Source organism: Proteiniborus sp., from assembly GCF_040308045.1.
GTDB lineage: Bacteria > Bacillota > Clostridia > Tissierellales > Proteiniboraceae > Proteiniborus.
In genome coordinates, this window is sequence record NZ_JAWRHZ010000025.1 from 106389 (window position 1) to 130842 (window position 24454).

The window sequence follows — 24454 nt, forward strand, 5'->3', positions numbered from 1 at the left end:
AACTAGGTTGCTGCTTCACAACTTACACAAAAAAAGATGGATTTATTCCATCTTTTTTAAAATGGCACTAGTAGCCTTTTTAGGTATTCCAATAGGCTCAACTATTATTTCTCCTGCAAATTCTCTATTTTCAAGAAGCCCTTTTTTAATAAGGTGGAAGGTTATTGTTATGTTTGCCTTAATTGAAATTCCCAGTACCTCACCTGTATCTCCATTTAACCCAGATGGTATGTCGACAGAAAGTATTTTCTTGGATTTATGGTTTATTAAAGAAATCACTTCTTTATATAAACCTTCAACTCTTCTAGTTAGTCCAATGCCAAATATAGAGTCTATTGTTAAATCGTTTTTATCTAAAGATGTCTTCAATTGGGCTAAGTCTTCATCTTTTGATATATTAGTGAAACCTATTTCTATGTTTTTTAGTATATTTAGATTTGTATTAAAATCCTTTGTTCCTTTATCTAGATTTCCAATTATGAATAAATCTACTTGCTTATTTTTCAATACTAGATGTCTAGCTACAGCTAAACCATCTCCACCATTATTTCCTACACCACATATAATCGTAAATCTATTCATATTATGTAAGTCAATATTTCTAACTACTTTTAAAGCTGCATTTTCCATTAACACTATGCTTGGAATACCAATATTATTTATTGCATAGCTATCAATATTCTTCATTTCTTCACAACTAATCGTAAGCATATTAATTTTTCACCCCTTATTTTTATAAATATTATATCAAAAAAACTCACACCTATTAAGTGTGAGTATAATTACTTCATAATCATTACTGAGGAAGCCTTAACTAAAGCCTTAACAGTATCGCCTATATTAAGATTTAGTGAGTCTGCTGAACCTGTAGTGATTACACTTACCATAGTTTGGCCGCTAACATCTAGTGTTACCTCTGTTGAAACTGGCCCTTTTTTTATGTTTGTAATTTTAGCATTTAGTTGATTTCTTGCAGATATTTGCATGTAAATTACCTCCATTAAATATAATCACCATTAGTATTAGCAAGTTAAGCAACGTTATACAAAAAAGCTAGGACAACCCTATCAATTTTTAGTAATAGGAACTTAAATGGAATAAGCACTTTTATTTTTAACTATAAAGATATTATCATACTTTTTCTTTGTGTCTTCGAATATTACGTGGCTCACATTCACAACAGTTATGCCTTCTAGATTTAAGATGGTATTTTCTATTTCTTTAGCTATTTTAGAGTCTAGGCTTGCAAAGGCTTCATCAAGGAAAATAATATCTGCCTTTTGTAATAGACCTCTAGCTATGGCAACTCTACTTTTTTCTCCACCTGAGATATTTTTTCCATTGTCATAAATCATGGTGTCTAGCCCTTGAGTTAGTGATTCAACAAAGCTTTTTAGGCCTGCTCTTTCAATAGCAGTATTTATTTCTTCTTCAGAAAAATCCTTATATAAAGTAATGTTATTCTTAAGTGTATCTTCAAATAAGAAAACCTGTTGCTCTATATTAGATATATGTCTGAAATAACTTGTTTTTGTAACATCTTTTAGATTTTTTTCATCGATTAATATTTCTCCATCTTTAGGGGAGAAATATTTCCTGAGTAGCTTTAAAAGAGTAGATTTTCCTCCACCACTTGGTCCAATAACTAAGTATTTTTCACCTCTTTTTAGAGTTAGATTAATATTCTGCAAGATGTTTTCCTCATCGTACCCAAAGGTAACATTATTAAAATCTATGGAATCCTTGAAGCCCTCTAAGGAAACAGTCTCTTCATAATTATCTTGATTTGTAAGGGTATCTTCAACTTTTTCGAATAATTTCTTAGTAGCAAATATTTTTGGCATCCATTCTCCAAATCTCATTATAGGCATCATAATTTTTTCCATATTATTTATAATTAAAATAACTCCGCCTAATGAAAGACTTCCATTAACAGCCATATATGTAGAAATACCAAGTAAGATAAAAAGTGCAAGAATCATATTAAGATTTTGCAGAGCACTAATGTAAGTATAAATTTTATCAATAATATAACCTTTTTGTTGGATAGCATGACTTCTGTTATAAAAATCATTTTTTACTTTTTCATTTAGATTATTTGACTTTATTATATGGAAGGCGCTTAAAACTTCTTTAATGTAAGAAGTATAGCCTTCATAAAGCTCACTTCTTTGAGCATGATGTTTTTGCATTGGCTTACTAAGTAGTATAGATATTATGGTGCTGATAGCTCCTATGCCTATTCCTATCCCTAGTGCAGCTGGGCTAACATATGCAATAACAATAACGCTAACTATAAAATAAATAATACCAATTATTACTTCATATATTCCATCTATATAATTAGTTTCAATAGTATTCACATCATTAGTTAATGTTGAAACATATTTTGCATTATTATCTCTTTGAAATTCGTTAATATTCTTTTGAAATACTCTATTCACATAATTTACTTTTGCTGAAACGATAGCTTTTCTTTTATAAAGACCTTTTCCAAAGGATAGTAGAATGTTTGCAGGTAGCATAGATAATGCGAGTATTATAAGCATTATGGCCTCTTTTTTAAACAGTTCCTTATTTCCAGCAATGGCTACATCAATAGTCTTCATCATAGATACTGACATTGCTCCCTCTAGAATAGCGCACACTGAAGCTATGATAACAACTAGAATGAGATATGGTAATGCTTTATATATTGATTTTTTCATATAGCAAGCACCTCCATGTTGAAGTAATCTTGGCTATTATATTGATATACTAGACCATTTTTAACTTCTAAGACATAATCATATTTTTCACTTATACCTTCGTAATACCTATGAGAAATAGCGATAACAGTACTATCTAAGGATAATAGTGTGTTTTCTATGGCTCTACCTAATTCTTCATTTAAGCTTGATGTAGCTTCATCTACAAATAGGATACTAGCATCTTTAGCTATTGCTCTTGCTATAGAAATTCTCTGTCTTTGTCCACCAGAGAGATTTTTACCATTTTCCATTAGCTTTTCCTGCAGGCCTAGCTTTCTTTCATTTAAAAAATCCATTAATCCTGCGTCTTTAGCAGCTTTTAATACTCTTTCTTCTGAAATGTTTTTAAATAAAGCAATATTATTGTAAATTGTATCTTCAAATAGAAATACATCTTGATAGACAAATGAAATATTATCATTAAAGCTTTTTTCATTAATTTCTTTATAATCTACATCATCTAGCTTTATTGTCCCTTCATAGTCGTCATTAACCATTGAGAGCAGATTAATTAATGTTGATTTACCAGCTCCACTTGCACCTTTAAGTAAATATTTTTTACCCTTTTCTATAATAAAGGATGCTCCATTAAAAATTTCCTTGTTATCATAGCTGAACTTTAGATTACTTACTTCTAATTGAGAATTAAAAGTAAATTCTTTTTCTTTTACAATATCAGAATTTCTTTCTTCATCATTTTGGGTAATCTTGTCATATATTTTAGCAGATGCTTTTAGCTCGTTAAACCAAGGAAGGATTTCAACTATAGGCCATACGCATCCATTTGACAATTGTATCATTAACATAATTTTAGTAAATGATTCTCCTTGTAGCACTAGTTTTATTGAATAGAGTATTATACCTATAAATATTGCAAATCCAAGGAAATTTGTTAAACTCCTTTGACCTTCAGTAAAAACTGTATAATGAAGCTTTTTTCTTTCTACCTTATCAACAGCTTTTAGAGTTTTCTGTAGGAATTTTTCTTCAATGTTATTTAGTTTTAATATTTCAAGCCCATTAAAAGTATTTGAAATGTTTGTAGTAAAGTTTTCATTATTTTCTGAAACCTCTTCTTGTAGTTTTACAGTCTTATTTTCAAAAGACTTACTTATGAAAAACATTAAGATGGATATAGTGAAAATTCCTAAAGCAAATTTGAAGTCCATAAAAAACAATATTATCAATGATACAACATACCATCCACCTTGAAAGATTGTGTTTATTAGTTTTAAGAAGAAGTTTTGTTCGAAAACATTGATATCATTTATAAGATTTGATATGTAAATATCTTTAGATTTCTTACTAAAATTTTTATAGGAATATTTTAGAATTCTGTCAAATGCATTTATTCTAACATCTAAAATTGTGTCTCTCATGTAGCTGATTCTCATAAATCTTGATATAACATAAAGTAAAGTACCAAATAAAGAAAAAAATATTGAGAGTGCAAAAACCTTAATAAAATAATCAACATTTTTCACTTCTATGCTTCCAATTAATAAAGCTATAGAAACATTTCTCAATAATGTATCTATTACTGGTAGAAAGCAAGCTATAACATACATTATAAATTTACTTTTTCTTTTTAGTAATAAATCCTTCACTTTAAGCCTCCTTATTATAATTATTTATATTGTAATCGTCTATATAAATATTGTAAATGATATTTAAAATAAGTCAATATATTTTTTAAAAATATTAAACAGAACTTTTAAAAAATCAATTTTAATATTAATAATTTTAATTTTCATCATTGATAATTTGTGTTTCTTAAGCAAGAGCGAAAATAAGAAAGCAAGGGCTGTATTATTAAAACCCTTGCCATTTTTAGCTTTTATTAAAAATGAGCATGTATTAGCCAAAATTTGATTCCTTTATCATTCCATCCAAGGTCCCATGGAACCTTATAGCGATCAGAGTTATGTGAGTTTACTAAAGTATAGCCTTTAGAATCTATTCCAGTTACTATAGATATATGAGCTATCTTTCCTTTTTTTTCATATGCTATGATGTCACCAGGCAATAATTTGTATGAAGAATTTAAAACCTTATCATAACTTCCACTAACAATTAATGATGCTCTTCCACTATAAAGCATATAGTTTTTAAAAGCTTGAGCGTTCACCCACGCTTTACTTCCTGCACCATTAGAATAATTCCAAGTACTATTTTTCTTGAAACCTCCTGCATGCATTACCTGAGAAGCAAAATTAGTACAATCTCCACCTTGAGAATTGTAATTCCTATATTTAGGATTGTATTGGAATTCAAATTCAGGAAGACTCGCAGCACCACAGAATTTATCCGCATACTCTACTGCTTTAATTCTACGTTCATTTAACGAAGATAGATCTTTTGATTTTCCTGACAATATAATATTTTTGATTTCTTGACTCTTTATTTCATCTAAATGCAATGAGTCAGCGAAAGGGTCTGTATACCATTCTTTAGTAATTACTAAGCTATCATCCTTTGGCATTAAATCTAAAGAATGATAGGTACCAATTCTAAAAGTATTCTTTGTTTCTGGTTGGTCTAAATAAATGTACTCATATACAGTAGAAGCTAAGATATTTAGAATATATCCCTCACCTTTATTTTTTATACTCCTAATGACAACTTGAGAATCTATTTCAGTAAAATCTACAGATTGCTTTTCTGACCAATTATGTAGATACTTCATTTTCTTAATTTCGTGCTCGTATGCCCATATGCCATTTCGTACTGTTTTGTCATACAAGCCATCTAGAACATCCGGCTTTTCATCAAGTATGGCTTTATTTCTTGCATGAAATATTTCTTGGACTTCTTTGGTGAGTAGCTCTTTAGTGTTATCGTCAATAAATGTAGTAGATGTGCTTTGAAGTTGATTCCATATATATATTCCCAATAGAAATATAACTAAGAAGATAATAGTAAATAAAATAGCTTTTATAATTTTGAATCTGACAAAAATTACCATTGATTTCCCCCATATTGCTTATTAATAGGATTATATGAAAAATAAATTTGGAGTATTACCTGAAAAACAATGAAAAAAGGGAAGCTGAAATTATATTTCAGTTCTATATTTAATATATCTATAACTATCTATAAAGCTATAGATAGTTTTTAATTGTAAAAATTATCTTATAAAAGAAGATTATAGTTCAACTTTCTGTAGGGTAATTACTAGACAATTTATTGTATGCGCATAAATCATCAATTTTGGTTGAAATGTGGGTTAATTAACAATACAATATAATAAAAGAAAGATTGGAAATATTAATAGGAAAATAATAAATTGGAGAGGGTTTTTAATTTGAACGAAAATACAATGAAATTCGATGATAATAATATACCAATTCATGATGACCAGAAAATTAATGAAGAAATTATAAACTATGAGAGAAGAAAAGTAGTGATAATTAGAGAAAAAAGACCTATTGTCACATATGTATTGATAGCTGCTAATATCATAGTGTGGGCACTTTTAAATCTATATTCTATGAAATCTGGGAAAAGTTATAATGAGTTATTAAGTATATTTGGAGCAAAGGTTAATATTGATATTATGAAAGGGCAATATTGGAGATTTATAACACCAATATTCTTACATGCTAATATTACACATTTGCTTATTAACTGTTATTCTTTACATGCAGTTGGTGTAACAGTTGAGAAAATTTATGGTCAAGCAAAGTTTATTTTTATTTATTTAGTAGCTGGGGTCATGGGAAGCCTCTTAAGCTTTATGTTTTCAATTAATCCTGCTGTTGGAGCGTCAGGAGCTATATTTGGACTTTTAGGAGCACTTTTATACTTTGGAGTAGAATATCCTAAGCCTTTTAGAACATACTTTGGTCATAGCATAATGACAACTATAGCAATTAACTTAGTTTACGGATTTATGAACTCAGGTATAGACAATTTTGGACATATAGGTGGACTAATAGGTGGTTTCTTGGCTTCGGGAATAGTTAAAGTTAAAGGTAATAACACAAAATGGTATCTAAACAAGATAGTATTTATTTTCATAACCATAGTGCTTGGAATATCTGGAATAATCTATGGCTTTAGTAATAACAATAACACTGTACTTGTTAAACTTGATGAAATATATAGACACGATGCAAACCAAGAATGGGATGAAGTTGTAGAAAATGGCCAAGACATTTTAAAAAAAGATTCTTTGGATGATAGTATTAAAGTAGAAGTACTGTGGATGACTGTCAAGGCAGAGGCAATTACTGGTGACTATAATAAAGCTGTAGAACATGCTCAGATTTTAAAAAGGCTATCTCCTCAAGATGGGTATTATCTTTTAGGAATTGTTTATTATGATATGGGACAATTTGAGCTTGCAAAAGAAGAACTTCAAAGAGCAAAAGATATAAATGCACCATACTCAAATATTGATGAATTATTAAGAAGTATTGAAGCTAGGTAATACAAATAATTGAAATGTAAATAATCAGTTTGTCTACTAACCATATGCATTTTCCATATGGTTTTTGCATGAGTAGTAGTATTTATTATTGTGAAAGCTGGTAAAAGATATAAGAAGCAAGAGTATGGTGATGATGTTTCTCCTTTGTCCTCTTGCTCCATCTTCTCTTTTTATAATTTAATTGTAAGTATCTGAGAAACTTACTCAGATACTTTTTTAACTGGTATTTTATGCTGAACCATTAAACCAGTAAATTGTCTTTTTAACTCACCATTAGCCATAAACACAATTTTACCAGTATCATTAATTAGCTTAAGCTCTATACGATCTGGGAATACTAAATATTCTTTAATGTCCTTATAGCTATAAAAACCTGAATCATTGTTTATTATTGTGTTCATACCAAAGGGAATTTCAGCTCTTGCATCAAAACCTGTTATTAAGAATCCGTTTCTTTGAAAAAATATTTTAGTTCTATTATTTGATATTCTCAATAATATTTCAACAATAACTACAGAGCCAATAAAAAGTAGTATTCTAATCATAAAGGTATAATCAAATATCATCCCCCTTAATAATGGGATAAAATATATTAACAAGAAAAAAGCATATGGCAGCAATCTTTCCTTAATACCAAATTTGCTTATATTAGCAGATACTAGATTTGCATTAGAAACCAAAGCTCTTCTATTAAACATGTATTTAATTAAAGCCTGTAGTATTATGAAAATTAAAAGAGCAATAGTAGAAATCAATGGAGAGACGATATTAAATATTGCACTTTGTTCTAATCCAATCACAAGAGGGGCTATGAACTGGAAAGATAAAGATGTTGCGAATAAAGTAATGAAAAATGATATCAAGAAAACTACTGCTTTTTTAGTTTGTGACATAAGTTACCTCCTAAATAAAATCTTTCTATAATCTAAATTATATACATTTTTGCAATTTAAACAACATCAAATGTGGTATTATAATTATATATTATAAACAAGTAAGGGTGAAATCATTGTTTAACATAGAAGAAGAACTAAAAAAGTTACCAGATAAACCTGGTGTATATTTGATGAAAGATAAAAATGAGCAAATAATATATGTAGGTAAAGCAATATCACTAAAAAAAAGGGTTAGACAATATTTTCAATCATCTAAAAATCATACTCCAAAAGTAAATGCAATGGTGAAAAATATAGAGGAATTTGAGTATATAATCACAGATACTGAAGTTGAAGCATTGATACTTGAAGCTAATTTAATAAAAAAACATAAACCTAAGTATAATATTTTACTGAGAGATGACAAACAGTACCCATATATAAAGGTTACTACAAATGAAAAATATCCAAGAGTAATGAAGAATAGAAGAATATTAAAGGATGGAGCAAAATATTTTGGCCCTTATACAAGTGTTGGGGCTGTTAATGATACATTGGAGATAATTAACAATCTTTATCCTCTTAGAACATGTAAAATGAACTTTGATAAAAATGAAAAAAGGCAACGACCTTGTCTTAACTACTATATAGGTAAATGTCTTGGACCATGCCATCATGATGTAGATGAAAAAAAATATATGGAAATGATAGATGAAATTATCATGTTTTTAAATGGCAAGGAAGAAAAGCTTATAGAAGTAATAGAAAATAAAATGAAGGAAGCTGCAAAGAATTTAGATTTTGAAATTGCTGCAAAATATAGAGACAAGGTAAACTCATTAAATTTTATGCTAGAAAAGCAGAAGATAGTGTCAACAACCACTATGGTGGATCAGGACATAATAGGAATGGCAACTGGAATAGACGAGGCCTGTGTACAAATTTTCTTTATAAGGGGAGGAAAGGTTACAGGTAGAGAACATTTTATACTTACAGACACCGAATATCAAAGTAGAGGAGAGATTCTTAGCTCCTTTGTAAAACAGTTTTATATAGGAACCTCATATGTGCCTAAAGAAATATTAGTAGAAGAAGAATTTGAAGATATTGAGGCAGTTTCTAGTTGGCTTAGTGAGAAAAGAGGTTCAAAAGTAGCCCTAAGAATTCCAAAACGAGGAGAAAAGAATCTTCTTGTTGAGATGGTAAGAAAAAATGCATTGGATATGCTAGATAAATATAGTGATAAGATAAAAAGAAGGATGGAGAGCAATGAAAAGGCACTAAATGAGCTAAAGGAAGTGTTACAGCTTGATGACATACCAAGGCGAATAGAAGCCTTCGATATTTCTAACATACAAGGTGTGGAATCAGTTGGCTCCATGGTAGTTTTCGAAAATGGGAAATCAAAACCTAGTGACTATAGAAGGTTTAAAATAAAGACTGTTATTGGACCAGATGATTATGGTAGCATGGAGGAAATCATATATAGAAGATTTAGCCGTGGAATAAAGGAAAAGGATATGATTAAACAAAGCATAACAACAGTAGAAAGTTTTTCGGTTTTTCCAGACCTTATTATGATGGACGGAGGGAAAGGACAGGTCAATGTGGCCAAGAGAGTATTAAAGGAGTTAGGCATAAACATACCTGTTTGTGGTCTTGTTAAGGATGATTTTCACAGGACTAGAGCTTTGACTTATGAGGATATGGAAATAGAATTATCTTCAAATAGTGATAGCTTTAAGCTAATAACTAGAATACAAGACGAAGCTCATAGATTTGCTATAACATATCACAGGAGTCTTAGAGACAAAAAAATGATTAAATCTATACTTGATGATATAAATGGAATTGGTGATAAAAGAAAAAAGGCTCTTTTAAAAGCATTCGGTTCTGTTGATAATATTAAGAAAGCTACAGTTGAAGAGCTAGCAGCTGTGGAGAGTATGAATAAATTAGCAGCTGAACAAGTATACATTTTTTTTAGAAATAATAAAAGAAGGTAGTAGAAAGTAAAGGAGGTAGATTATGAGGTCTGTATCAATTGATAAATTAATACAAGACTTAGGATTAGAAGTTATCCACAAGCCTGACAACCTTATGTCTGAAATAACTAGAAATGAATTAAATAGATTAGGTCTTCAATTGGTTGGATTCTTTAAATATTTTGGTTATAAAAGAATTCAGATAATTGGGAATGCAGAATGGCACTTTCTTGCAGGACTTGAAAAGAACGTTAGAGCAAAGAGGCTGGATACCATATTCCAATATCCAATACCAGCAGTGATAATTACAAGAAATCTCGATGTATTTGATGAGATTATTATAGCAGCAAAAAAGTACAATAGAAACATACTACGAACAGATATGCCTACTACGAAATTCACCAACAGGCTAGTAAATTATCTAGATGATGCACTAGCTCCTCAAATTACTATGCATGGCGTACTAGTAGAAGTTTACGGAATGGGAATATTATTAACAGGAGAAAGTGGTGTAGGAAAAAGTGAAACTGCACTTGAGCTAGTAAAAAGAGGACATAGACTGGTGGCAGATGATGCTGTTCAAATAAAAAAAGTTGGAGAGGATTTACTGATTGGAGAGTCACCAGAACTTATTAGATACTTTCTTGAAGTAAGAGGGTTAGGAATATTAGATATAGAAAGGTTATATGGAATTGGAGCAGTTAAAAAATGGGAGGCAATAGATTTAGTTGTACATTTAGAGGATTGGGATTCTAACAAAGAGTATGACAGATTAGGGCTAGATGATGAGTATATAGATATACTTGGAAAGAAGGTATTAAAATTAACTATACCAGTTAGGCCTGGGAGAAATGTTGCCATGATACTGGAGGTAGCCACTAGAAATACAAGGCAAAAACAATTTGGATATAATGCAGCAGTAGAATTAGATAAAAGAATGAAGCATGAATATGAAAAGAAAAAACAAAATACTAATAAACAAGTATAACTGGAGGAGTTGTTATTTTAATGAAATTTGTAATTGATACACATTGTCATACAATGGCAAGTGGGCATGCGTATAGTACAGTTATTGAAATAGCTAGAGAAGCAAATAATAAAGGCTTGGAAATGATTGCAATAACAGATCATGGACCTGAAATGCAGGGAGCATCAAATATATTTCATATTTTAAATCAAAAAGTCATTCCTAAAACTATATACGGTGTACAAATACTTAGGGGAGTAGAGGCAAATATAATGGACTACGATGGAAAATTAGACATATCTGATGAACATTTACAGAAACTAGACATTGTCATTGCATCACTCCATGAAGCATGTATAGAATCAGGAGGATTAGATAATAACACTAATGCAATCATTAGGACAATGGAAAACAAAAATGTAGATATTATTGCTCACCCTGGTAATCCTGTATTTCCTATAGATTTTGAAAAGGTAGTAAAAAAAGCTAAAGAAACTGGCACGCTTATAGAAATAAATAACAGTTCATTTATTTCAAGCAGGAAAGGAAGCTTAAATAATTGCATTGAAATTGCTAGACTATGTAAAGAGTATGAAGTAATGATTACTGTGGGAAGTGATTCTCATATAGCTTTTGATGTTGGAAGATTTGACAAAGCTATTGAAGTATTGACATCTATTGATATGCCTGAACATTTGATTATGAACTTTTCTACGAAAAGATTAACAGAATTTTTAAAAATTAAAGGGAAGCCTAGATTCAGTACTATAACTCCAATAATTTAATATTATCTTATAATAAAAACAAATTTGTAATATTTATGTAACACAGATTTGTTGACTTTAACTTCATAGTTTACTATACTTATTGGTAAGGAATGTATTGTATACAGTATTTTTAATAACAAGGGGGTAACAAAAATGGCAAAAGTTATGAAGTCCATGGATGGAAATACTGCTGCTGCTCATGTTGCATATGCTTTTACAGAAGTTGCAGGTATTTATCCCATAACTCCGTCATCAACTATGGCAGAACTTGTTGATGAATGGGCTGCCCATGGAAGGAAAAATATATTTGGGCAAACAGTACATGTTGCTGAAATGCAATCAGAAGCAGGAGCTGCAGGAACTGTCCACGGCTCACTATCAGCTGGTGCTTTAACTACAACTTTTACTGCTTCTCAAGGTCTATTATTAATGATTCCAAATATGTATAAAATATCTGGAGAGCTTTTACCTGGAGTATTTCATGTAACAGCACGTGCAATAGCTGGTCATGCATTATCAATATTTGGAGACCATTCAGATGTAATGGCAACTAGACAAACAGGATTTGCGCTTCTTGCTTCAGGAAGTGTTCAAGAAGTAATGGATTTAGCAGGAGTTGCACACTTAGCCGCTATTAAATCTAGAGTTCCATTCCTCCATTTCTTTGACGGATTTAGAACTTCACATGAAATTCAAAAAATTGAAGTCATAGATTATGAAGATTTAGCAAAATTAGTAGATTATGATGCTATTAATGAATTCAGAAAAAGGGCATTAAACCCTGAACATCCATATACAAAAGGAACTGCTCAAAATCCAGATATTTTCTTCCAAGCTAAGGAAGCTGCTAATAAATTCTATGATGCAGTACCTGACGTTGTAGCTGACTATATGAAAGAAATAACTAAGATTACAGGCAGAGAATACTATCCATTTAACTACTTTGGTGCAGAAGATGCAGAAAACATAATAGTTGCTATGGGTTCAGTATGTGAAACTATTGAAGAAGCAATAGAATATCTAAACGCTAGCGGAGAAAAATATGGTTTAATAAAAGTTCATCTATATAGACCATTCTCAGCAGAATATTTCTTTAACGTACTACCAAAGACAGTTAAAAGAATTGCCGTATTAGATAGGACAAAAGAACCTGGAGCATTAGGAGAACCATTATACCAAGATGTTAGAACATTATTCTACAACATGGAAAATGCACCACTAATAGTTGGTGGAAGATACGGTTTAGGCTCTAAAGATACTACACCTTCACAAATTAAAGCTGTATTTGATAATCTTAAGGCTGAAAAACCAGTTGACGGATTTACTTTAGGAATAGTAGATGATGTTACAAATAAATCATTAGAAATAAAAGAAGAGATAAAAACAGCTCCAAAAGGAACTATAAGATGTAAATTCTGGGGGTTAGGCTCAGACGGAACAGTAGGAGCAAATAAAAACTCAATTAAAGTTATCGGAGATAATACAGACTTATATGCACAAGGATATTTCTCATACGATAGCAAAAAATCAGGTGGAGTTACTATTTCTCACTTAAGATTTGGAAAACAACCAATAAAATCTACTTATTTAATTGATGAAGCAGATTTTATATCTTGCTCAACTCAAGCTTATGTAAATCAATATGATTTATTAAAGGGATTGAAAAAAGGTGGAAAATTCCTATTAAACTGCATATGGTCACCTGAGGAATTAGATGAAAAGCTTCCAGCAAGCATGAAGAAATATATTGCAGAAAATAATATTGAATTCTATATAATTGACGCTACTGAAATAGCTGGAGAAATAGGATTAGGTAACAGAACAAATACCATTATGCAATCAGCTTTCTTTAAGCTTGCAGATGTAATTGATATTGCAGATGCTGTAAAATATCTAAAAGAAGCTGCTTATAAATCCTATGGTAAGAAAGGCGAAAAGATAGTTAATATGAACTATGCTGCTATAGAGAGAGGAATAGATGCATTAGTAAAAGTAAATGTTCCAGAAAGCTGGAAAAATGCAGAAGCTCAAGAAGAAGTAGCTGCTACTAAAGAAGTTCCAGATTTCATTAAGAATGTATTAGTTCCAATGAATAAACAAGAAGGAGACTCTTTACCAGTAAGTACATTTGTAGGTGCTGAAGATGGAGTATTCCCACATGGAACTGCTGCATATGAAAAGCGTGGTATTGCAGTTCATGTACCAGAATGGCAAATAGATAAATGTATTCAATGTAACCAATGTTCATTCGTTTGTCCACATGCTGCTATTAGACCTGTTTTAGTTAATGAAGAAGAAAAGAAAAATGCTCCAGAAACATTTGAAACTAAGAAAGCAATAGGCAAAGGTCTAGAAGGACTTGAATATCGTATACAAGTAAGTGCATTAGACTGTACAGGTTGCGGAAACTGTGCTGATATATGTCCAGCTAAGGAAAAAGCATTAGTTATGAAACCAATAGGAGAACAACTAGAAGTTCAAGTTCCTAACTGGGAATATGCAATGACAGTAACAGTTAAAGATGAGCTAATGCCACGTACAACAGTAAAAGGCAGCCAATTTGCACAACCATTACTTGAATTCTCAGGTGCATGTGCAGGTTGTGGAGAAACACCATATGCTAAAGTAGTTACTCAATTATTTGGAGATAGAATGATGATAGCAAATGCTACAGGTTGTTCTTCAATCTGGGCTGGTTCAGCTCCTTCAACTCCTTACTGTAAAAATGCAGAAGGAAAAGGACCTGCTTGGGCAAATTCATTATTTGAAGATAACGCTGAGTACGGATATGGTATGGCACTTGCTGTAAAACAAATTAGAAGCAAATTAGAAGATTTAGCTAAAGAATTAGTTGAATTAAATGTATCAGATGAGATTAAAGAAGCATTTAATGCATGGATAGAAGGAAAAGAAGATGCAGAATCTTCTAAGAAAGCAGCAGCTAAAGTACTTCCATTATTAGCAAACATCAATACTGGAAATGAAAGAGCAAATGAAATACTAAAAGAATTTGCTGATAAGAAAGATCATTTAATCAAAAAATCTACATGGATTATAGGTGGAGACGGCTGGGCTTATGATATCGGATACGGTGGATTAGACCATGTACTAGCATCAGGAGAAAATATAAATGTACTTGTATTTGATACAGAAGTTTATTCAAATACAGGAGGACAATCATCTAAGTCTACACCAACTGCAGCTGTTGCTAAATTTGCAGCTTCAGGTAAAAAGGTTAAAAAGAAAGATCTTGGAATGATTGCAGCACAATATGGTTATGTATATGTAGCACAAGTAGCTATGGGTGCTGACAAGAATCAATTCTTAAAAGCAATAACAGAGGCTGAAAGCTATGACGGACCATCACTAATAATTGCTTATGCTCCATGTATCAACCATGGAATAAAAGAAGGAATGGGACGTACTCAAAATCAATCTAAAAAAGCAGTAGAATCTGGATATTGGCATCTATATAGATACAACCCACTATTGGCTGATGAAGGAAAGAATCCATTTATTTTAGATTCAAAAGAGCCAACTGCATCATTTAGAGAATTCTTAAATGGTGAAGTGAGATATACATCACTATTAAAGACATTCCCAGAAATGGCAGAAGAGCTATTCGAAAAGGCAGAGAAAGATGCTAAAGAAAGATATGAAAAATATAAGAAGTTAGCAGAAGCATAGAAAATATAATAGAAACGAACTAATATGGGCTAGGGTATTAAAACCTTAGCTCATATTTTATTTTTTAGATAAAAATTACCTACTTCTTCTTTGATATGCTTATGATTATTGAATTAAATATGTTCAATAAATTTCATATAATAATCTATAAGAATAAAAAATGGAGAGGAAATAGTATTTGAGTAATATAAACTAGAAAATAGAAAAATGATAATAGACACAGAAGAAACAGAGTTAGAAACTATAGCTATTAATGGATGTGAAGGCTTCTTTTATAGTAATAAAGGCATAAATAATATCCTTTGGAATGACGGATACTACGGGTTTATTATCTCGTCGTCAATCCATAAGGAAGAGATAATAAAAATAGCAGAAAGTATTAAAATAAAAAAATAAAAAGTTTTTCAAAAAAGTGTCACAAATCATCTCCTGTTTTGGTTATATATATGAAGACTAAAATAAGGAGATGATTTTATTTTAGGATAGGGTCGGACAGCTTGTGCTTTTATCTTTTATTGGAAATTATGAGTAAAATAGTATAATATTATTATACTCGTTCAATGAGGAGGTATTTTATGAAAAGAAAATATTATGGAATTGCTATCATAATTGCAGTACTATTTGATATTATGATTAATGAAAACAGATCTGAAATAGATTACAAAGATTATGTCACAATTGAAATGAAACCCAGTGAAATTTTATTTGATAAAACAACAGTAGAACAAACTATTGATAATGAGTTCTGTAATATTGTTTATTACGTGATAATTGAAAATATAACAGATGAAAATATAAATATTATTCTTAAAATACTTATACCTGATGAGTTGACATCAACAATGATATATGGAGAACCATCTTTAGGACCTAGACCTAAATATATAGAATTAAAACCTGGCGAGAAAATTGATATTGCCCATGGTACACTTTTAAAACATATGAATAGATTAAGAGGGACTGAAGAAGAAATATTTGAAAAGTACAAAGATACCTTATATATAGAATTGCTAATAAATGATAAGAAATCCTATTGCAAAATAAATGCTTTAAGTGACTCAAGTGATGGATTCTGAAATAACCAGATAAACTATGAGAGAAGGCTCTTCTGTGTTGTTAACACAACCCACAGAAGAATCTTTTCCCAGGTTATATATTTTAGTCAGAATATGTCATCATTTTAATATTAAAAAGGTCAACCATCCATATATTATTATCATTGGATTTTCGCGGCTGAATAAGTTTTAGTTCTATATACCCGTATTGTTTTTTAAGTCCATATTTCACTATTGTATAATCATTAAAATGACTTATACTAATAGGATTTTTATTTACGCCTTCAATGGCTCTTATTTTCAAGTATTCAGTAAGCTCATTTGAATTTATAAACTCAAGAGCCACAGCTTCAGCATCAAGCAAATCAGGTCTATTTCCTTTGTCTGCCTCAGCCTGTAATTTATTGAACTTATTCATGCCATATCCAGCAGGCTTAGTTGATATACTAAAATGAGAAGGAGTTTCTGCAGCAAATATATATTCACAGCTATTGTTTCCCCAAGTGGCAGAAACACTAAATATTTTACCTTTTGCTCCTAATTCATTGTCATCTATATCATAAGGATTGTTAAATTCATATACTCCCCTGCGATTATTATGTACAGGTACATCTACTATTTTCAAAGGAGATTCGCTTTGAATATCACTAAATAGAGCTACTTTTACAGAAACTGAATCTGGTTTAGATTTACCAAAGTCAACTCTAAATTTTTCATCGGCAGTAAGAAAATGAAGATCCCTCAACAAGTTATTTTTCTTAGCAAACTCATAGAAGGAATGCTCTGTAGGTTCTTCTCCATTCCATTTGTTCTTAAGTACCGTATATATATTTTGAGCATAGTCACTTTCGTTGGTGATTATGACCTGTGGAGGTTTTTTAAGAGTATTAATTGTGCAAGCACCCAAGTATAGGCTACTTAATATAATCATTGTAAGCAATAGTACCGAAGTTAGTACTGTTAACCTAGATTTCTTATTGTAATTCATAATAGCTAAAAGTCTTTTCTTCAAAGTCCTTTTTTCTGCACACATTGTTACTTGTAGTTGGCTTGGAGGATATTTATATTGAGCTACTGAAAATATTAAGGTATCTCCATATTCTTGTTTTTCCTCATCGCTTAAATTCTTAATAATAGCTTCGTCACAGGATAACTCGCATATATTATTGATTTCTTTTCTAATCAATATCATTATAGGATTAAACCAATGAATAGATGTAATTATCATGGTTAACCACTTTAATCCAATATCAAAACGTTTTAAATGGATAAGCTCATGGGATAGTATATTTTTTAGTTGATTTTTGTTATAGTTAATGTCTGGGATTACTATCTTTGGACTAAATATACCAACTAGCATAGGAGTATTAATTAATGAGCTTCTTAAAAGAGCTACTTTGCTTTTCTCACTAGCTAATGAGCTTAAAAGTAAATTCTCTTGGTAACCTGTATTTTTATATGAATTTTGTAATTTTCTTAAAAATTTTAGATAATTAACTATATTTGTAGCTATTGCAATAATAACTCCTATTAGATAGATATAAAATACATAGTTATTGAAACTGTTAAATAGGCTACTAAAATAACTTCTACTATTACTATTATAATCATAAGATTTACTCTCTAGTTTTTCCTTTGCATCAGAAGCTATAGAAGTATTTATTATTGGGGAGGCCCCATTATTTGGTATGTGTATTTCTTGGTTAGTAGAGACTATTGCTTGGGTGTTGTTCATATAAAAGAATTTATTCATCAAGCTTTCTTCGAAGGAAAATGGTAATATTAATCTTAATAAAACCACAATCCAAATATAATATTGTACAGCTTTAGATATCCTATTTTCTATTAGTGGTTTAATCAATAGTAGAATTAGTGAAAGAATAGTGCCAGATAGGGATAAGGATAGAATTAGCTTAAATACATCATTCATCTTTGCCACCTACCTTAAACATATTTCGTAATTCTTCAATATCTTTTTCATCTAGTTTTTTATTATCTAGAAGAGAGGCTACCAGATTCTTTGCACTGCCATTGTAAAGTCTATCAATTATATCTTGTGTAATGTATTGATTATATTCTTCTTCAGTAATTAGTGGCCTATAATAATATACTTCTTTCTTTGTAGCCTCAACTACTCCTTTATTAACTAGTCTCCTGATTAATGTTTTTATTGTGGAACTATCCCAGTCTGTGGTTTTCTCTAGTGATGTTCTTATATGAGTAATAGTGAGTTCGTGCCCAGCTTCCCACAATACACGCATTACTAAGGATTCTGAATCGGTTATTCTTGATGCCATTTTATCACCTCCCAGTTTACTATTGTAACCTCATCTATAGTTTACATATGTAACCTTGACTTGTCAACAGAAATCTTATAAAGTTACCGTATAGTTGCAGTATTGAATATTTATAAAGAATATCATTTAAAGGATTTCTAATAAACAATACGAATTATAGATATATTAATCATAGAAACATTTAGATAAGGAGAGAAATTCAATGAAGATACCAGTAATTATAGACACAGATCCAGGTATGGACGATGCAATTGCAATATTTTTAGCCTTTTCAGCAGATAACCTTGATATAAGAGCCTTAACTACAGTGGCAGGTAACATCCCTATAGAAAAAACTACAAGAAATACATTAGATTTAGTGGGATATATGGGTAAAAAAGCAAAGGTATCAAAGGGAGCAGAAAGACCTTTAATAAGGAAATTGGAAACTGCAGAATGGGTACATGGAAGTACTGGCTTAGGAACCTTGGTATTACCTATAAATAATGCAGAGATTTATGATAAAAAAGCTTGGGATACAATATATGAAGAGGCACAAGCATGTAATGGAAAGCTTCAATTGATATGCTTAGGACCTCTTACAAACATTGCAATTACATTAACTGTACATCCAGACATTAAAGATAAAATAGAAAGAATAACAATGATGGGAGGCTCATCCTATTTAGGAAATACAACACCATCAGCTGAGTTTAACATATATGTAGACGCTGAGGCAGCAGATATAGTATTTAAATCAGGAATACCTATAACAATGGTTACTCTAGATGCTACAAATAAATCAGTAGTATATGAAAATGAAATGAAGGAGATTTATTCAATAAATTGTAAAATCTCTGATGCAGTAAAGGAGCTTCTAGATTCTAATGTAGAGTTTCGTATAAGAAGTGAAGGGTTTAAAGGTGCTATTATACACGATGCACTTGCAGTAGCGGCTGTAATAGAGCCTACAATAATCCAAAAAAGAAACTATCATGTTGCTATAGAAACTGAAGGGAAGTTAACGTATGGCAGAACTGTTATTGATATGAATAGGTCTACTAAAAATAAGCCTAATGCAGAGGTATCTTTAGGTTTAGATAGAGAAAGATTTATTGAAATGTTTAAAGAAATGATGAAAGCTTATAGTTAAAGAAAAGGTCTGTGAAAACAGACCTTTTTTTGTGAAGCAATAACCCTATCCCCTTGCTTTCGTTTTCCTCCCTTGCTCTCGATGTAATCAAGTTTTAATCTATAAATCACATAAAGGACATCTTCTAAGAATATTTATATTCTAAGGAGTGATAGAATGAAAAAAACATTTAAAATTGCTATGTCATTAATTCTAATTGTTTTTATTTTCATATGGCCTTTGTATGTCTTTATATATAAACCAGCAAAATTGGAGGAGTTGAATAATAAAAAAATAGAGGATTGGAGAGGAATTATTCAACTATGGGATTTTCCGAGGGTTGACTCAAAAACAGGAAGTAGATATGGATGGATACAAGATAAAATAAGAAAGTTTGAGAATCAAAACCCAGGAGTATTTATTGAATTAGTGCCACTAGATTATAAAAAGGGACCTGTTAAGCTTGAAGTAGCACTTAAAACTGGGAATCTTCCTGATATAGCTCCGATAGGAACAGATAATTTGTATATGGATGAATCTATATTAGAGCCATTAGATGATTACTTTACTGAAGATGAAATAAAAGAATTCAAATATTTAGCAATGAGCGCAGTTACTAAGGATGAAAAAATGTGGGGAGTGCCTTTTATGATGACTACGTATTCTATGTTTCTGAATACTGAAATGTTTAAGCAAAGAGGGGTGGAGCTACCACTTGATGGGAACTGGACTTATGAAGAATTTGTTGAGAAACTAAAAGAACTAACATGGGATGATGATGGAGATGGTGAACTAGATAATTATGGTTTTATTTCTCCTATAAAGCCTGATTATTATAATTTATGGGGTATAATATTAAGTGATGGCGCTGAAATAGTTAATGATAAAGGCGAATATTCATTTTTGGGTGAAAAAGCTGTAAGTGGGCTGCAAAAAGTCATTGATTTAAAACAAAAGCATAATGTTACTCCTGAAAAATTTGGGTTATATGATGAAAATGAAGCTTGGGATTTATTTTATAACCAAAAAAAGGTAGCAGTTTATCCTGCAGGCTCTTGGGCTGCAAAGACACTTTTTGATAACTATGAATCTGGAGAAGGATTTGAGTATGCAGTCTCCAATTACCCAATAGGAGATAGAAAGTTGCCCATATCTTTAAATAACAGTGTTAACGCATATGGAATATTTAGACAAGAAGATGAAGGCAAACTAAATATGTGTATAAAATTTTTGAAATTCATTACTAAAGATATTTATCAAAAAGAATTAGAAAGATTAGGAGTATTTCCTGTTAAAAGTAATATAGATGATATATATATTAATGATCCTAATATGAAAAAAATCGAGGATTGTCTTTCATATACTTATTCATTGCCTAAACATAAAGAATGGAAGGAAATAGATAGGATTTTGCAGAATCAAATAAGGTTAGCTATCATCGGAGAGAAAACTGCGGAAGAGGCTATTGAAGAGGCGAAAAGGCAGGTTATGCAATTAGATAGCGGAAGATAATAGAAATATACGCTCACGGTTTCGGACACGAATAATTCTAAAGCTCATTCCAGCAAAAAATCCTACAGCTTGCAAACTCGCTACACTCAAACAGTGCAAGCTGCTTAACGGATTTTTAGTTTAAATTCGCTAAGAATTATAATCGTGCTCTGCAAATGTTCGCTTAATATTTCTATTATCTTCATGAGAACTTATATGTAAAAGTTGTTTATTATAATGAAAAAAGATATACTAAAATATATGATATTGCTGGTATGGGAGTTGATGATGTTGGATAAAAATCATGTTTACAGAATGTTTAAAAATATAGTTGAAAGAGGTACTGTTTTAACGGATGAGCCTATGAGTAACCATACATCCTTTAAAATTGGGGGACCAGTAGATGTTTTTGTTATACCAGGCACAGTTGAAGAACTAGCTAGTTCTATTAAATTATGTAAAGATGAAGGACTAAGTTATTTCGTCATGGGCAATGGAAGTAACTTAATTATTCGTGATAAAGGAATGCGTGGGGTTGTTATAAAAGTTTCAGAAAGCATGAGTAATATAGAAGTGAAAGGTACAAAATTAATTGCTGAAGCAGGCGCCTTATTATCAGTGGTATCTAAAACTGCACTTAGGAATTCCTTAGCTGGGCTGGAGTTTGCAAGTGGAATACCAGGCTCTCTAGGTGGGGCAATTGCTATGAATGCTGGTGCCTATGGTGGAGAAATGAAGGATGTAGTCACTAATGTTTTATGCTTAGACACTGATGGTAATTTTGTAGAGTATGAAAATAAGGATATGAATTTTGGATATAGACAAAGTAGAGTTCAGGCTGAAAATTTAATTGTTGTTCAAGTAGAGATGGAATTGAAAGAGGGAAGATATGAGGATATAAAGGCATATATGGATGAGCTTACTGAGAAAAGAACATCAAAACAGCCATTACATCTTCCGAGTGCAGGAAGTACATTTAGAAGACCAGAAGGATATTTTGCGGGAAAATTAATCGAAGATGCTGGATTAAAAGGACTTAAACTTGGGGATGCACAAGTTTCTGAAAAACACAGTGGATTTATTGTAAATATTGGCAATGCTACTAGCGATGATGTGATTAATTTAATTAAAGTAGTTCAGAAAACTGTATCAGATAAATTTGGAGTAAAACTTGAAACAGAGGTTAAAATTATGGGTGAAGAGTAGACATATATAAATAAAATACACACTCACGGTTTCGGCCACGAATAATTCTAAAGCTCATTTCAGCAAAAAATCCTACAGCTTGCAAACTCGCTACACTCAAACAGTGCAAGCTGCTTAACAGATTTTTTGCTTACATTCGCTAAGAATTATAGTAGTGTCCTGCAAATGTTCGCTTGGTATTTTATTTATATATGAGAGACTGAAAAAAGAAGGAGGATAACAAATGAAGATAACAGGGGATTATCATACTCATACTATATATAGTCATGGTAAAGGAACCATAAGAGAAAATGTTGAAAGCGCAATAAAAAAAGGTCTAAGAGAAATAGCAATATGTGATCACGGACCAAGACATGCAGGCTTTGGAGTAAAAAGAGATAATTTTCGAAAAATGAGAAATGAGATAGATGTCTTAAATAAGGAATATAAGGAAATAAATATACTTATGGGTGTAGAAGCAAATATTATAAGCTATGATGGAGAAATAGATGTAAACGATGAAATTATAGACATGCTAGATATTCTTTTAGTTGGTTTCCATTTTGGCTCGGTACCAAAGTCTTTTGGTGATGCTTACAAAATGTTTGTACTGAATTACTTAGGAAGATTTTCAAAGGGAGTCAAGGATAAAGTTAGAAGATTAAACACTCAAGCAGTAATTAATGCAATTAATAGATATGATATTGATTTAATAACTCATCCTGGAGCAAAAGTAGATATTGATACGAGAGAACTAGCAAAGGCTGCTACTAAAAGGGGAACAGCTTTGGAGATAAATGCAAGCCATGGTTTTTTAACTGTTGAATATTTAAGAATAGCTATGGAAGAAGGTGTTAAGTTTATGATTAATAGTGATGCTCATAGACCAGAGGATATAGGAAATGTAGAAAAAGGGATAAAAAGGGCATTAGAAGCAAAACTAAGCGTAGATAGAATAATAAACGCCATTGATTAATAGAAAGAGGTGTTTTAAATGAAATTTATAATTATAACTGGCCTTTCTGGAGCAGGAAAAAGCCAAGCAGTTAAGGTTTTTGAAGATATAGGCTACTATTGTATGGACAACCTGCCACCTGCATTACTTCCAGACTTTGCAGATTTATGTCTATATTCTAAAAGAAATATAGACCAAGTAGCAGTTGTTGCAGATATAAGAGGTGGAAAGTTTTTCAATGACTTGTTTAAGAGTCTTTATGATCTTGAGGAGTCAGGATTTGAATACAAAATACTATTTTTAGACGCTTCTGATGAAGTCCTAATTAAGAGATTTAAAGAGCAAAGAAGACCTCACCCTTTAAGTACTGAAGGCAGAATAATTGATGGTATCGAAAGAGAAAGAGAAAAGTTAAAAGAAGTTAAAATGAAATCCAATTATATTATTGATACTTCAAATCTTACAAATGCTATGTTAAAAGAGGAAATAAAGAATATATTCTTGGAGGGTAAAGAAACAATGAACTTAACAGTTTCTATAGTTTCTTTTGGTTTCAAAAAAGGAATTCCCCTTGATGCGGATTTGGTATTTGATGTTAGATTTTTACCTAATCCTTATTATATTGCGGAGCTTAAGGACTTTACTGGAAATGACGAAAATGTAAGAGAATATGTTATGAGATGGGAGCAGACGAAAACATTCATTAATAAACTAATTGATATGATTGATTTTCTAATTCCTTATTATATCAAAGAAGGCAAAAGTCAGCTTGTTATAGCCATTGGTTGTACAGGTGGTAAGCATCGTTCAGTTACTATTGCAAATGTATTGTACGATGATCTAAAGAAAAAAGGTTATAGAGTTATTATGGGACACAGAGATTGCGAAAAGTCATAA

Annotated in this window: 19 protein-coding genes and 1 pseudogene; 12 read left to right on the forward strand and 8 right to left on the reverse strand. The window is 31.1% G+C overall.

Going from position 1 to position 24454, the window contains the following annotated elements:
• Positions 1 to 42: 42 nt before the first annotated feature.
• From ABV008_RS04905 to ABV008_RS04925, 5 genes are all read right to left on the reverse strand, one after another.
• Positions 43 to 711, reverse strand: a complete 669-nt coding sequence (locus ABV008_RS04905; protein ID WP_352418702.1) for an NAD(P)H-hydrate epimerase — start codon at positions 709 to 711, stop codon at positions 43 to 45.
• A gap of 71 nt (positions 712 to 782) precedes the next feature.
• Positions 783 to 986, reverse strand: coding sequence for a TOBE domain-containing protein (locus ABV008_RS04910; RefSeq protein WP_352418703.1), 204 nt, complete (start codon positions 984 to 986; stop codon positions 783 to 785).
• A gap of 102 nt (positions 987 to 1088) precedes the next feature.
• Entirely contained in the window at positions 1089 to 2708 is a 1620-nt protein-coding gene (locus ABV008_RS04915) for an ABC transporter ATP-binding protein (RefSeq protein ID WP_352418704.1), read from the reverse strand.
• Positions 2705 to 4357, reverse strand: coding sequence for an ABC transporter ATP-binding protein (locus ABV008_RS04920; RefSeq protein WP_352418705.1), 1653 nt, complete (start codon positions 4355 to 4357; stop codon positions 2705 to 2707). The genes ABV008_RS04915 and ABV008_RS04920 overlap by 4 nt, the downstream gene beginning before the upstream one ends.
• 233 nt (positions 4358 to 4590) lie before the next feature.
• Entirely contained in the window at positions 4591 to 5715 is a 1125-nt protein-coding gene (locus ABV008_RS04925; RefSeq protein WP_352418706.1) for an amidase domain-containing protein, read from the reverse strand.
• A 339-nt stretch (positions 5716 to 6054) separates the two neighbouring features.
• Here ABV008_RS04925 and ABV008_RS04930 point away from each other — a divergent pair, with 339 nt between their 5' ends.
• Positions 6055 to 7182, forward strand: coding sequence for a rhomboid family intramembrane serine protease (locus tag ABV008_RS04930; RefSeq protein ID WP_352418707.1), 1128 nt, complete (start codon positions 6055 to 6057; stop codon positions 7180 to 7182).
• A gap of 200 nt (positions 7183 to 7382) precedes the next feature.
• Here the strand turns inward: ABV008_RS04930 and ABV008_RS04935 are convergent, their stop codons facing one another.
• A complete protein-coding gene (locus ABV008_RS04935; protein ID WP_352418708.1) occupies positions 7383 to 8075 on the reverse strand; it encodes a hypothetical protein in 693 nt (230 codons plus the stop codon).
• Positions 8076 to 8191: 116 nt separating this feature from the next.
• On the opposite strand from ABV008_RS04935, the gene uvrC reads away from it, so the two are divergent.
• From uvrC to ABV008_RS04965, 6 genes and pseudogenes are all read left to right on the forward strand, one after another.
• Entirely contained in the window at positions 8192 to 10063 is a 1872-nt protein-coding gene (gene uvrC, locus ABV008_RS04940) for an excinuclease ABC subunit UvrC (RefSeq protein ID WP_352418709.1), read from the forward strand.
• Positions 10064 to 10085: 22 nt separating this feature from the next.
• On the forward strand, positions 10086 to 11030 hold the full coding sequence (gene hprK / locus ABV008_RS04945; protein WP_352418710.1) for an HPr(Ser) kinase/phosphatase: 945 nt from the start codon (positions 10086 to 10088) through the stop codon (positions 11028 to 11030).
• A gap of 20 nt (positions 11031 to 11050) precedes the next feature.
• Positions 11051 to 11794 carry a phosphatase gene (locus ABV008_RS04950; protein ID WP_352418711.1) on the forward strand — a complete coding sequence of 248 codons (744 nt, stop codon included), beginning with the start codon at positions 11051 to 11053 and terminating at the stop codon, positions 11792 to 11794.
• 135 nt (positions 11795 to 11929) lie between these two features.
• Positions 11930 to 15463, forward strand: a complete 3534-nt coding sequence (gene nifJ, locus ABV008_RS04955; RefSeq protein ID WP_352418712.1) for a pyruvate:ferredoxin (flavodoxin) oxidoreductase — start codon at positions 11930 to 11932, stop codon at positions 15461 to 15463.
• 201 nt (positions 15464 to 15664) lie between these two features.
• Positions 15665 to 15859: pseudogene (locus ABV008_RS04960) on the forward strand (DUF4367 domain-containing protein); the annotation flags it as partial.
• 179 nt (positions 15860 to 16038) lie between these two features.
• Entirely contained in the window at positions 16039 to 16539 is a 501-nt protein-coding gene (locus ABV008_RS04965; RefSeq protein ID WP_352418713.1) for a hypothetical protein, read from the forward strand.
• An 82-nt stretch (positions 16540 to 16621) separates the two neighbouring features.
• Here ABV008_RS04965 and ABV008_RS04970 read toward each other — a convergent pair whose 3' ends face one another.
• Positions 16622 to 18448 carry a M56 family metallopeptidase gene (locus ABV008_RS04970; protein WP_352418714.1) on the reverse strand — a complete coding sequence of 609 codons (1827 nt, stop codon included), beginning with the start codon at positions 18446 to 18448 and terminating at the stop codon, positions 16622 to 16624.
• Entirely contained in the window at positions 18441 to 18815 is a 375-nt protein-coding gene (locus ABV008_RS04975; RefSeq protein WP_352418715.1) for a BlaI/MecI/CopY family transcriptional regulator, read from the reverse strand. The genes ABV008_RS04970 and ABV008_RS04975 overlap by 8 nt, the downstream gene beginning before the upstream one ends.
• A 202-nt stretch (positions 18816 to 19017) precedes the next feature.
• Between ABV008_RS04975 and ABV008_RS04980 the strand changes: the two genes are divergently transcribed.
• The 5 genes from ABV008_RS04980 to rapZ all read left to right on the forward strand — a co-directional run bounded on the left by ABV008_RS04980 (position 19018) and on the right by rapZ (position 24454).
• Positions 19018 to 19947: a nucleoside hydrolase gene (locus ABV008_RS04980; RefSeq protein WP_352418716.1), complete on the forward strand. Its 930-nt coding sequence runs from the start codon at positions 19018 to 19020 to the stop codon at positions 19945 to 19947.
• Positions 19948 to 20103: 156 nt separating this feature from the next.
• Entirely contained in the window at positions 20104 to 21438 is a 1335-nt protein-coding gene (locus ABV008_RS04985; RefSeq protein ID WP_352418717.1) for an extracellular solute-binding protein, read from the forward strand.
• Between the two features lie 267 nt (positions 21439 to 21705).
• Positions 21706 to 22623 carry a UDP-N-acetylmuramate dehydrogenase gene (gene murB / locus ABV008_RS04990; RefSeq protein ID WP_352418748.1) on the forward strand — a complete coding sequence of 306 codons (918 nt, stop codon included), beginning with the start codon at positions 21706 to 21708 and terminating at the stop codon, positions 22621 to 22623.
• Between the two features lie 223 nt (positions 22624 to 22846).
• Entirely contained in the window at positions 22847 to 23578 is a 732-nt protein-coding gene (locus ABV008_RS04995; protein WP_352418718.1) for a PHP domain-containing protein, read from the forward strand.
• 18 nt (positions 23579 to 23596) lie between these two features.
• Positions 23597 to 24454: an RNase adapter RapZ gene (rapZ, locus tag ABV008_RS05000; protein ID WP_352418719.1), complete on the forward strand. Its 858-nt coding sequence runs from the start codon at positions 23597 to 23599 to the stop codon at positions 24452 to 24454.